Source organism: Shewanella sp. WXL01 (genome assembly GCF_012263345.1).
GTDB lineage: Bacteria > Pseudomonadota > Gammaproteobacteria > Enterobacterales > Shewanellaceae > Shewanella > Shewanella maritima.
This window is the reverse complement of record NZ_JAAIKQ010000003.1, coordinates 246,465-259,502: the sequence shown is the minus strand read 5'-3', so window position 1 is coordinate 259,502 and position 13,038 is coordinate 246,465. Positions and strand designations below refer to the sequence as shown.

Annotated in this window: 8 protein-coding genes; all 8 read left to right on the top strand. The window is 42.9% G+C overall.

The features are described from left to right. Positions 1–33 precede the first annotated feature (33 nt). Complete coding sequence (locus G3R49_RS09945; RefSeq protein ID WP_130601371.1) at positions 34–975, top strand: DUF4339 domain-containing protein; 942 nt, start codon at positions 34–36, stop codon at positions 973–975. A gap of 235 nt (positions 976–1,210) precedes the next feature. Next, positions 1,211–1,879 (top strand): DJ-1/PfpI family protein, encoded by a 669-nt coding sequence (locus tag G3R49_RS09940; protein WP_130601369.1) that lies wholly within the window; start codon positions 1,211–1,213, stop codon positions 1,877–1,879. A gap of 307 nt (positions 1,880–2,186) precedes the next feature. Beyond that, on the top strand, positions 2,187–4,247 hold the full coding sequence (locus G3R49_RS09935) for a TonB-dependent siderophore receptor (RefSeq protein WP_245335328.1): 2,061 nt from the start codon (positions 2,187–2,189) through the stop codon (positions 4,245–4,247). Between the two features lie 42 nt (positions 4,248–4,289). Then, complete coding sequence (locus G3R49_RS09930) at positions 4,290–4,793, top strand: YfiR family protein (protein ID WP_245335327.1); 504 nt, start codon at positions 4,290–4,292, stop codon at positions 4,791–4,793. Between the two features lie 5 nt (positions 4,794–4,798). After that, positions 4,799–6,844: a bifunctional diguanylate cyclase/phosphodiesterase gene (locus tag G3R49_RS09925; protein WP_167869552.1), complete on the top strand. Its 2,046-nt coding sequence runs from the start codon at positions 4,799–4,801 to the stop codon at positions 6,842–6,844. A gap of 108 nt (positions 6,845–6,952) precedes the next feature. Further along, entirely contained in the window at positions 6,953–8,377 is a 1,425-nt protein-coding gene (locus tag G3R49_RS09920; protein ID WP_167869551.1) for a DEAD/DEAH box helicase, read from the top strand. A 660-nt stretch (positions 8,378–9,037) separates the two neighbouring features. Beyond that, a complete protein-coding gene (locus G3R49_RS09915) occupies positions 9,038–12,355 on the top strand; it encodes a hypothetical protein (RefSeq protein WP_167869550.1) in 3,318 nt (1,105 codons plus the stop codon). A 436-nt stretch (positions 12,356–12,791) separates the two neighbouring features. Further along, complete coding sequence (locus G3R49_RS09910) at positions 12,792–13,022, top strand: cytochrome c3 family protein (RefSeq protein WP_130601361.1); 231 nt, start codon at positions 12,792–12,794, stop codon at positions 13,020–13,022. Positions 13,023–13,038 lie beyond the last annotated feature (16 nt).

Here is a 13,038-nt window from a genome sequence, read left to right as displayed (position 1 = left end):
CATGTTGGTTAACCTGATATAAGAGTCACGATTATGACTAAATGGTTTATTTCAAAAAATGGTGAAGTAACAGGTCCCATTTCTGAAGCAGAGGCACAAGCCATTGTTCAAAATGCACCTGATTGTTACGGTTGGAATCCAGCTTTTACCCACTGGAAACCTGTAGGTTCAATTTCTGAATTTGCTGGTCTAGTGCCCGAAATGGCACCACCAGCGCAAATTCCGCAATCTATGATTGATGGTTTTGCCGAGAAAAAGCAGGAATTATTTACCAAGCTTGAAGCAATGGATGATGTAGTTAAGTTTACCAAAACTTATCTGTACGAGCTTGAGCAAGAGATCAATATCTATAAGCGCCTAACGAATAATTTAACTGACGAAGTGAAAGGTAACATCAAGCCGTTTGAGCAAAAGCACGATGGCTTCCATGCGACGTTTGATGAGTTAGCTAGCGCACTTAGTATTGCCAAGGCCGAAATTAATGAAGTCGTTGCAGAGTTTGATAAACGAGTGGCAGAACGTGAGGCTGAATCACTTGCAAGCCAATCTGTACCGCCATCAGCGGTAAGCAATATTGCTGACCTGCATGACAATGTCGCTGAGATAAAGCCTAAGTCAGCTTCATTAGACAACGTCGCAGTGCGTCCAAAAGATGCTGCTAGCCTTGACCCTGTAGCTGAAGCGCCTAAAAAAGCTGCTAAAGCTAAAATAGACAAAATTGAATTTACTGAAGAGCCACAAGCTAAAGAGCCTCAAGTTGAAGAAGAGAAGTCTAGTGTTACTGGTATCTTAAAGTCTGTGTTCAAAGGTGACGCAAAAAAGTCGGATAGCCAAGTCGAAAGCAATGTCACTCAGTTGACGACTGGCGAAGACGACCCTCAACCAGCAAATGAACCCGTTCAAGAACTTCACGACGAGGAAGAGGTTGAAGCGGATCGCGAAGGCCGTATGAGAAGACGTAGAAGACGTCGCTAACTCAGTTCGCATGTGACATACAAAGGCCAATCAGTTGATTGGCCTTTTTCATACATAGAAGCAGATAAAAAACCTTAAAACTCGAATTTTTTCTAGATTTAGCGCTCTACATCAAGGTTCTAACAGTAGTAGTGCAATATAATGCTCAGCTAAATTACTCACATGAGCTTTTATTATGACTTCTCGCCGCCATTTTCTAAAAACTAGCCTCGTTGGGCTCAGTGCAGCTCCTTTCATGTTATCTCCGGCTCTGGCGGAGCCACAATCAGGTTTAGTTAGCCAAGCCCCACTTTTTCAAGCAGGAAAATACCGAATTCTAGCGTTAGTATTTGATGATTATGAAACACTTGACCTTCATGGGCCAATCGAAATGCTAGGGCATATGCCAAATGCTGAAATTAAGTTAGTAGCAGCAAAAGATGTAGTAAGAAGTTATCAAGGGCCGCGCGTGGTTGCCGACTGTTTGACCAACGCCTTGTATGAGTGTGATTTGTTCATTATTCCGGGCGGCTTGGGGACACGAACCTTAGTTAATGACGCAGCACTAATTAACTGGATGGAGCGTCAGGTTGCATTGAGTCAGTCAGTTTTCACCATTTGTACCGGCACTGCGCTTATCGCAAAAACCAAGGTTATGAATGGCTTAAAGGCCACCACCAATAAAATGGCTTACCCTTGGGTTACCTCACTCAACGAACACATTGTGTGGCAACCAAAGGCACGTTGGGTAGATGATGGTAAGTTCCTCACCTCATCCGGTGTATCAGCAGGCACTGACGCAGCCCTATATTGGGTTGCTAAACTTCACGGTGACAAAGAAGCAAGACGCATCCAAAGGTTGACAGAGTATCAATGGATCAACGATGCCAACAATGACCCATACGCAGCTCACTTTGATCTATAATTTCTCATAATTCTGTGGTTCAGGCCATGCTATATCTATAGATAACATGGCTTTAGCTAATTTCATCACCGGAGCTTCAACCACATCGACACCCAACTAAGCAATATCCAGATTACTTGATCGACTACTTCTCCTAAGCCCATCATTCTAAAGTCTGACTTATTTCATTTCCGTACACTTTTTAAACGAGCAAGCATAATCTATTAGCCTAGAGCTTCGCTCTTTAGTGCTTATGTACTAGGTTTTATTGTATGGATTGATGATAAAAATAAACCTTTGGATATTGATTTAGCTAGCAGGAGGCTCATTGTTTAAAACTGTCGTTGCGCTAAGCAGTTTAGCGCTTTGTTATCATGGCAATGTGGTTGGTGCCGACCTGCTGCCAGATCTTGATATTGAGTCGCTAATGTCAATGGATGTGCAAGCCACATCAGCTATGAAACGCGCCGAAACAGCGTTTAATACACCTGCCTCAATCTACGTGCTCACCAATGAACGCATCGCCCACTCCGGGGCGCAATCGGTACCCGAAGCACTCAAAATGGTGCCGGGGCTAGTCGTACGTCAACTCGACAATAATCAATGGGCGATTACGAGTCGTGGTGTTGCCTCACGCTTTTCTAGCAAGATGTTAGTGCTGATTGACGGTCAAAACTTATACACTCCTAAATTTTCTGCGGTTTATTGGGAAGCGCTCAATGTCCCTCTATATGACATTGAACGCATTGAAGTTATTCGCGGTCAAGGTGGCTTATTATGGGGCAGTAATGCAACCAATGGCGTGATTAACATTATTACCAAAAACAGTTTCGACACCCGTGGCATATATGCGGATATGGCAACAGGTAGTTTGACGAACTATCAAGCTAATTTTCGTTATGGTGGCGATATTGGATCAAAAGCGAGTTATCGCGTCTATGGCCAGCTGCGCGACGGTGAGCCGTCTTCCACCGCACTTGATTTACCGCCTGTAGATAACATAGAGCAAACATCATTTGGCGCCCGCTTTGACGTCAATATCAATGACAGTTGGTCCGGGTTTATTCAAACTGATCATACTCGCTCTGACTATGGTCAGAATTATCGCGGTGTAATTGATGAAACAAACTTAAACACTCCGCTTAGTGGTCAATTTAACCGTAAAGACATCCGCGTGATGGGGCGAATTGAAAACCGTATCTCGTCGCAAGCCAACCAAATGCTCCAGTTATCCTGGCTTGAACAAACAGGCTCACACATTTATTTAGAAGAAGAGTTCACATCCATCGATGCTGATTATCAACTCAATTTTCTCTACCAAGACTTGAGATTCGATTTAGGCTTAATCTACCGAGCTATCGACGTGAACTTTAACGACAGTCCTTTTATTTTTAGTGATACAAGACTAGACACCCTGCAGCAATATGGCGGATTTGTGCAGGCGCAATATAGTATAATTCCGGAGCAACTCAAACTCATTGCAGGTATTCGTAGCGAGCATAACGAGCTGACCGAATGGGAGCATCAGCCATTAGTGAGAATGTTATGGCACCCAAGTCCTAGGCATACATATTGGGCTTCCGTTTCTCGCTCCAGCCGTATCCCAGCGCTAATTGAATACAATGACAATTATGTAATCAATGGTACTAAGGTAAAGAGTATTCTGCCTGCTGAAACAGGGATTGAGTTCATCGACAACTATGCAGTCAGAACCATTCTTAATGGCAATAACCAAGTAGACTCTGAAAAATCCACATCTTACGAGTTAGGTTATCGCTACAATGATCATAAGTGGCAGTTAGACTTATCGTTATATCGCACTCAATCTACTGATGCGACGGTACTGACGATTGAGCCGGATGTTCATCTTTTCGATAGCTTTTTCAATCATTTAAACCAAGGACAGCTAGCGAATGCTCTTGATGCGCTGCGCTCAACCAGTATTAGCCTAGACATGGTATCTAATGCTGAACTTAATACCTATGGCGGCGATATTGGCGTAAGCTGGCAAGTATCAGACAACTTCAACACTGAACTTGGCTACAGCTACAACCACTTTGAATACGATCTGCAAGCTAACACCTTCCCCGCCATCGGGCGCAACTCCACCAGCAAACAAACCTTTTTTAAAGCAGATTGGCGCTATGTTGCAGGTCAAAACCTTTTCGCCGTACTCAGACATGAGCAAAGCAATGCCTATAACACTGATAACTACACTGCATTAGATGTTACCTGGAACTGGGCGATTAGTGACTACATCACCTTTTCTCTCATAGGCAAAAACCTGATTGCTAACACCCATTTAGAATTTGAAAATACCAACGAGACATACACCATCCCCAACTACATAGACGAGAGTATCACTGGCAAACTAGCGGTGGACTTTTAAATTATGCTTTGGCGCCAGTTAAATCGGCTCGTGACCAACCTTATGGCCATTACCCTTATGTGCGGCGCTGCCATACCTTCAGTACAAGCCAGCGACAAAGAATATGCTATTAAAGCAGGCTTTTTATACAACTTTGCCTTATATGGACGTTGGAGCTCATCATTCACGGAGCGCGACAACTTTGTCATTTGCAGTCAGGACCATAACTTCATTGCTATAGCTAACCGAGTACTCGGTGACCGTAACGTAAAACACAAACCGATCACCACCCAAACGATTTCCCAATCTTCTGCATCGATACAACAGTGTGACATGTTTTTTGTCAGCGCCAATACTCAAGAAAATTGGCCAACCATCAATCATCAGCAACACCAAAATACTATGTTCATCGGCGAAACAGAGCATTTCATTAAGCAAGGTGGTCACATACGTTTTTTTCTAGCAAGTGGTAAAATTCGTTTCGAAATCTCCCCCAAACACCTCAAGCAATCAGGGCTATCCATGAGCTCAAAAGTGCTTAGGCTTGGCCGTGTGGTTGAGAGGTAGTGCCAATGGGAGACATATTTGCACTCAACTCTATCGGCAAGAAGCTACTGCTTATCTTAATGAGTGTGGCAATCACAGCTATTGTCATAATCACCTTTACCTTCAGTGCTTATGAGTACACCACAGCTAAACAAGAACAAGTTGATAGCCTGAATACCCTTGAGGAAATTCTATCGCCAACCATTACCGCTGCCGTATTGTTCGATGATAAAGATGCTATACAAGAACTTATAGACCCAATACTTATACGCAGCGACATTGTGTCAATTCAAGTCACCGACATTCAGCACAATGTACTCGCCAGTGCTAATAAAGTCGTCAGTAACGACAGTCATTCGATACGCGATCAATTAATTGATACGACTACTATCGCCCATGAGCTCGTACTCGACGGCAGGCGCTACGGTTATTTGGTTATTGTTGCCGATGACAGCTACATCGTTAATAAAGCCACTGTATATGGCTATTTTGTGGTGGGATTGTTGATATTTACGCTCGCGATGAGTTTGTTACTGTCGTTAATTTTGCGACGTAGATTCCTCAAACCAATTTTACACCTTGCTAAAGTAGCTGACGATGTAAGTCATTCAAATGACTACAGCCTGCGCGCCAAAGAGCTACCCAACGATGAGGTCGGCCAGCTAAGTAATCGATTTAACGACATGCTTAAAACCATTGAACAGAGGGATAATATCCTTGAAACCAAGGTGAAAAGGCGTACAGAAGAGTTAGAAACCGCTAATGAACAGTTACTCGAATTAGCCTACAAAGACGGTTTAACAGGTCTACCGAACCGGCGTTACTTTTATGAAAAATTACAAGGGTTGCTACTCATCAAAGACAAGTTTTTCGCACTTATCTTTCTTGATTTAGACGGCTTTAAAGAAGTTAACGATACCTTAGGCCATGACTATGGCGACTTATTGTTGCAGCAGGTTTCTAAACGTTTAAAGAACTGTGTCCGTGAGCATGACACTGTAGCTCGACTGGGCGGCGATGAATTTACCATCATTCTCGAAGATGTTTGTAATAAGCAGCAGCTAACTAAAATTGCGAACCAGATAAAAACAACACTGATGGATCCCATAGTTATTAAAAGCGAACGGATTCAGATTACAGGTAGCACCGGCATCACCATTGCGCCAAAAGATGGCGATACGCTAGAAGAATTAATCAAACATGCAGACCAAGCTATGTATTTGGCGAAAAACAAAGGTCGTAACCGCTTTGAGTTTTTTTGCTATTCCATTGAAGAACAAGCTATTAAAAAACGCCAGCTAGTGGAAGACTTAAAGACAGCTATTTACGACTCACAACTAACGCTGCATTATCAGCCAATCTTAAAAGCTAATGAGCCACTAATCACCAAAGCTGAAGCTCTGCTTAGGTGGCAACACCCAGACAAAGGATTGTTGGGTCCCAGCGAGTTTATCCCTCTAGCGGAAGAATATGGGCTGATTAAAGAGATTGGTCAATGGGTCGTTAATCAGGTGGTCAACGATGCTTTAGAGCTGCAGCAAATAAACACCGACATTCAAATTAGCCTCAATACATCACCACTTGAAATTGACGAACGCGGAAAGTGGGCAAGAAATTGGCTGCAAACCTTGGCAAATAACCCGATTAAGCCTGGCTCTATTTTAATCGAGGTTACCGAAAACACCTTAATGACACCAGGCACTTCTATCCAGCAACAAATGCAATTGCTTAGCCAGCAGGGAATTAAATTTGCTATCGACGATTTTGGAGTAGGCTACTCATCGCTTTCATACTTACAGCAGCTTGAAATCGATATCATAAAAATCGACCATTCGTTTGTCGCCAATCTAGAAACAACACCATCAAGTCACGCGTTAATACGAGCCATAGTTACCATGGCACACAATATTGGTTTAAAAGTAGTGGCAGAAGGGATAGAAAATCAGGCTCAATATCAAACACTCAAAGATCTTGAGTGTGATTTTTTCCAAGGTTTCTTGTTCTATCGACCGTTAAGCAAACAAGAATTTATCAGCCACTGCTTACGCAAAACTTACCATCGAAATGAATAACGACGTGCATTCACTACGCCAGCACCGTGATTGCTGATACAATTGACCTCTATGAGCAGCGCTAGGTACTGCTTAGTCAATATCACTCCCATAAATCGAGATTCATTCATGTCATTTGCCAAGCTTGGACTATCCCAACCTATCGTCAACGCCTTAGATGAGCTGAATTATCAGCAGCCAACGCCTATTCAAGCTAAAGCGATTCCAGTGGCGCTATCAGGCAATAACATTATCGCAGCGGCACAAACCGGTACCGGTAAAACTGCTAGCTTTGTCTTACCTATTTTACAGCGATTAGTAGCAAGCGGCGCAGCAACCCAAGGCGTTAGACCAAAACGCATTAAAGCACTGATTCTAGCCCCAACCCGTGAACTGGTATTGCAGGTCCAAAGCAACATTAAAGCCTATAGCAAAAACCTTAACATTAATGCGTTAGCCATGTACGGCGGCGTTGACAGCAAACCACAAAAGCAAACATTGATTGAAGGGGTACATATTCTGATAGCCACACCCGGCAGGCTCTTAGACATGTACACCCAGCGAGCATTGCATTTTGATGAGCTTGAAGTGTTGGTACTTGATGAAGCCGACCGTATGCTCGACATGGGGTTTATTGATGATATCAATCGTATTGTTGAGCGTTTACCTGAGCGCCGTCAAAGCATGTTGTTCTCAGCGACCTTAAATAATGCGGTTCGCAGCCTAGCTAAAACCAATATCAAAAAAGCCACAGAAATATCACTGATAAGTAAAAACAGTAAACCACTTATCAAGCAGTGGGCAATCCCTGTAGATAAAGATAAAAAATCAGCCCTATTAAGCCACCTTATCAACCAAAATAACTGGCTGCAGGCACTTATTTTTATCGGCACTAAACATGGCGCAGCAAAACTTGTCAGCCAGCTAGAAAAGCGTGGTATTCAAGCCGAAAGTTTTCATAGCGGTCGCAGCCAAGCAGTGCGTGAGCAGGTTCTTCAAGACTTTAAATCTGGCAAGGTCAAATATATTGTTGCTACGGGTGTGGTCGCTCGTGGTATTGATATTGACAATCTTAATCTGGTCATCAACTACGACCTGCCCTACCCAGCTGATGAATACATTCATCGCATCGGTCGCACCGGCCGTGCGGGTAATCAAGGTCAAGCAGTGTCGCTGCTGTCTAAAGATGACTTTAAGAACTTCTGCGCGATTGAACGTAAGCTACAACAGATCATCGAACGTAGAGTCGAAGCTGAATTTGAGCCCAAAAAGCCTCTGCCAAAGTCTGACTTAAATTTTGTGCCTAAGAAAAAGCCTGCAAGCAAACTTGATGACACAAAACCTTCCAAGCCCGAGCGTATGTCAAAAAGTCATGGAGCTAAAGGCCACAGTGTTACTCAAATAGGTAAAAAGTCGAAATCGAATAAAGCTAAGCGCACCCAGCTTGAACGACAAAGATCTGACAAGCCAACTAAGCGCGAAAACACTGACAACGGCAACACCAAGGCTACACCAAATGGTGATGGTAGTTTTAACCCTTGGCTGAAACGCTAACCACAGATTAAGTTATTGCGTTTAGGCTGTTGCTTACATATAACCCAGCCTGAACGCTCTATCCTTTTTACCTTTAGTATTTAGCATTTAGCATTTAGCATACTCACAAGCAACCTTTTCAAATTATCTTGTACAACCCTCCCGTAGTCATTTTTTAGTCTGCATGCTTTTTTGTTCGCGGCATAAATTTACTCAAACAGCACTTCGTAAGACCAAGTTAACACCAGCCAGCTTTGACTGTTTGCCTGTATAAATATCACAAACGCAATATATTGAATTACTTGATGAAAACCCTGGTGATACACAAATGATAACAAGTTGTTAAAAAAATTTGATAAATTGAACAAAACTAATGTATCTTGTCCTTTTATTGGGAATCAAAGACATAAGAAAATCATTTACTTTGTCTGCTATAACAACAAATAACAATATCAGGTGTTACGCACCAATTTTGACATTGCATTTAGCATTCTAGAGTTTGAAATAACGGCATAAAAACAGCAACTCGCTGCATAGCTGTTATGAAAATGACCAGCAACAATCATTGCTTAGGGATAAGTAATCATGCCCAAGTTGAGTCTTTGCAAAGCCGTTTTTTTAAGACGATAACCCTAACTCGAACATCGCCTGAGAATTCGACAACATTTGCCGGAAAAACAAATGAATGCAACTAGTGCCAACACAACTAATCAACAAAATTTGATAGTTGAAGAGATTAAAAATCGCGTCTTGGAAATTGACGCACTACGTCATGGCAACAAACATCCTGACAATATCGAGCTCCCCCTTGATTACATCGAAGCACTTGATGAAATCACTATCCTAGAGCGTCAAGAGATCGAAGAGATTGCTCGCAGCGTTATCGCCAAGCACAAAAACATCGTCCGCACCCCTGCGCCAAAGAAAAAACCAAAAACCAAAGAGCGTGGTATCAACGAGTGGCTAATTAACATTTCCGGTGTGTTAATAGTCGTTGTGGTAGTCAAAGTCGCCTTCGTAGAAGATGAAGAGCCGCGTGATCTTAATGAGCCTTCGCTATTTACTCGTATTGCCAAAGTCGATTACGCGGGTATTAAAGACTCAATTGTTGATGGCGTTGAATCGGCTTACACTACAGTAGCAGAACTCATTCCAGAAGCTACACCAGAGCCGCATGCGACTGCAACTGAAGAAGCGCAGCTGGCGAGCACTGCAGATACGCCAGAGCAAAGCCTCGAATTTGAATACCAAGACGCACGTGAACTTACTGCCAATCAAAATGACAATGAGCAAGTTAACGTTATTGCTGCGCAATCAAATTCAGTAGCAAATAAAGCTCAAGCAGTAAGTGAAACTCAAACCCTAAATGAAGCCGCTGCGAGCGAGCTAACCCCAGAGCTACAACCTGAACTAGTCACAGAGTTAGCATCAACAGCACAAAGCGCGGTTGAAGCCGACGAAAATAACAAGCCAGATACTGAAATCAAAGATACTGAACCTGCCATTGCTGAGCAAGAAACAGTTGTAGCTCCTGTTGCAGAAACTTTGATTGCTGAGGCCAGTGCGAATCAAACAGCCACAGAAGTTAGCGACAACCAAATCGAAGCACAACAAGAAACGCAAACACTGTTAGCCGAAGCCGCGACGATTGAAAACAAGGTTGATTCAGCTAATAATCTCACTAACAGTGTTACTGGTAGCAATGATACTAAGCCAGTAGCAACAGAGCTCCTAGCAACAGAGTCCGAAGCAGAGCTAGCCTCAACAACCGCTAAAGCAACCTTATCAGAAGACACCTCGATTGAAGTTACTGCAGAAGGCACGCAAATAACTGACAAGCAATTAGACAACACTCTGTTGGCTAACGATTCTCTAATAACTGACGCAACAATCCCACAAAGTGCAGATGAAGCCCCTACGGCCAAGGTAGCAGCCATACAAGCTTCAGCGAAAGGCGTCGATACAGAGAATCTTGAGCTAGCTACTGAACTAGTGGCGACCGAACTAGCCACTACTGAACCCGCTACCCCTGAAAAACTTATCCCAGAGCAAGCAACAGAGTTAGTCGCAGCGAATGAATTAAACGTTCCTGAAACTTCAATTGAATCACTTATAAATCAACAGACTGCTGCAGACGTGGAGCCTGAACAAGATCAAGTTGTCGCCAAAGCTACAACTCAGAGCATCGAAGAAGTATCAACACAAGCACGCGCTCAGGTTAAAGAGCCTGGATTTTTTGACAAGCTAGTTATCGCATTTAATGATTTTATGGCTGACGATGAGCCCGCTTCATCGCAATTAGCAGCAACTAACAAGCAAGCTAGTACGGCTAGTAACAGTAATAACCCTGCAGATGCTCAGTTCAACGACGTTCAAGTACATTTAGATAAGTCAAATACACTTGCTGAGGTTAATGACATTTCAGTGGCTAGTGATGTTTCAAAGGTCATAAATAATGGAGACAATGCCGCGGCGATAGCATCTGAGCATACTGTAAATTCGCAGGAACCAGATACAAGTAGTGAAGTGATTCAGATTGCAATTACTGAACAAGACAATGTTGATGACATTACTCAAAATGCTATTGCTATGGCGCAACCTCCACAGCTAGATGATGACGCACAACAAGTCGCTGACCTCAATGCAGATAGCAAGGTTGCAAAAGAGTCGCCTAGCTTAGATATGCAATCTGTTGAAGCGACTGTTTCTAATGAGCCAGTCGTACTCGCTGACACCACAGAAATTGTTAACTCAACGGAGGCAATCAGTGCTCAAGAAAGCGTGGCTCAAACTACGCAAACAGATATGCAAACCGATGCTGTAAAAGAGTTAGCTACTGATGAGCTAGTCGCCAATAACAACCAAGTTGAATTAATAAACGTTGATGAAACAGAAATAGCGACACAAGCCACACAACCTGCTGAAAAACAGTCAAACATTGCAGTCGCAGAGCAATCAGCTAAGCAAGAAGAACAACTTGTTACGGCGGCTAGTACCAATATCAACCCAGTTAAAGTTGATGCACAAGCGACTCCAGAAAGCATGGATTCTAATGACACACAAGATCAATTAGAATTAGCTTCCCAAACACCTTCAGAGACCGTTGGAGCCTCTGCTGTAGCAACTCCAATTGACGAGCCAGCACTAGTTACGAAGGCTGAGGTAACGGGTCAAGCACTAGAAGAAACCAGTACAAATACTGTTGTTGATACTCAAACCATCCAAGCTGAGGTTGTTGATACACAGGACGTTGTTGATACACAGATAGCAGATATCGAGGCTAACGTTGGAACAGAAGTTGAAACTAGCGTAGCTGAGAATACTGAAACGCTCGTTGCCCAAGCACCAGAGACTGACGAGTCTGCCAATCAAACCTCTGATGAAGTGCTAGTAGACAATACCCAGGTGACAACAGAAGATGCCAGTCAGCTCGCTCCTATCTCAACTGCACCGGTAGCATTCGAAGAGCCGGTAACCCAGATTATTGCTAATGCAGAAAATGGCACTGAACAACAGCCGGATGCAATCGATAACCTTCTTGCTATCGAAACAGCTGCAACCAATGCCAATCCTCAAATTGCAGCTATTCCTGAAGTAAACCCAAATGCAATTGATATGACTGAACAGCTCGACGCTATCGTTGATATGGCTGAGCTAGCAAAGATGTCAGTATCTGAGTTTTATCTGTTTAAGAACCGCTTACCTAAACCAGCAGATAAGATTGTACTACCAGTAAACTACTTTAAAGCTCACCCTATGGTAGACAGTATTTACCTGTCAGAGCGCAGCCATTTAGTCGTTGAGCTAGCAGATGATTTTGGTAGTCAAAAGCAAATTACCTTTGTGCCAAATGTATCAGGTAACACCAGCCTAATTGACTGGGAGTGCGATACTAATATCAGTTCAGACATGATTGCTGAGCCACAAGGCGCAAGCTGTACAATTTCAACGGCTAATGCGGCAAATGCAGATTCGAGCGCAGGTACAGCGCTAAAATAACAGTGGAGAAAACCTCTTTGCTCAGTTGTAGATAACAACATGAGCAAAGATTAATTATCAGTCAAAGGTAGCAAAGTACTCAAACCAAGACGGGTAGAAACTTTGTTGTTTTTGCAAAAAACTACTGAAAATTAGGTATTTGACTTACACCTTATCCGACAAATAAACATGATCAAGATCTAATTTTTTTAACAATTGTTGGTGAAAGTTCTCAGAAACGACCACAAATTTCAGGATTTCGAGTGCAAATCAGTTTAAAATTAACTTTGAGTGAGAAACACAGGCTGTGATGTCAGCCTAACAACAAATGTGCTTTCAATGAACTATCTAATGATTCGCAAATGGATGATTGTCGAATGTAGACTGGCTTCATGGTAGTACACAACCTTCAAGCTAGGTGATGTTACTTAGCTAAAACGATGAGACTGGAGCGACGATGAAATATTTAGCCCTAATTGCTGCACTTGCTTTTACTGGTTCAGCTTACGCGACTGATTGTGTGGAATGCCACGAAGTTAACTTAGAAGAGCACGTAGAGATGGAAGCTACTCTAGGTACTTGTAACGACTGTCACGGCCTAGCTGACGCGCATGACGTTGACATGGAAATGCACTCTGAAGAGCTAACTATCACTGAGTGTGCAGACTGCCACGAACTAAGCAAGTAATATAAGCATTTAAATT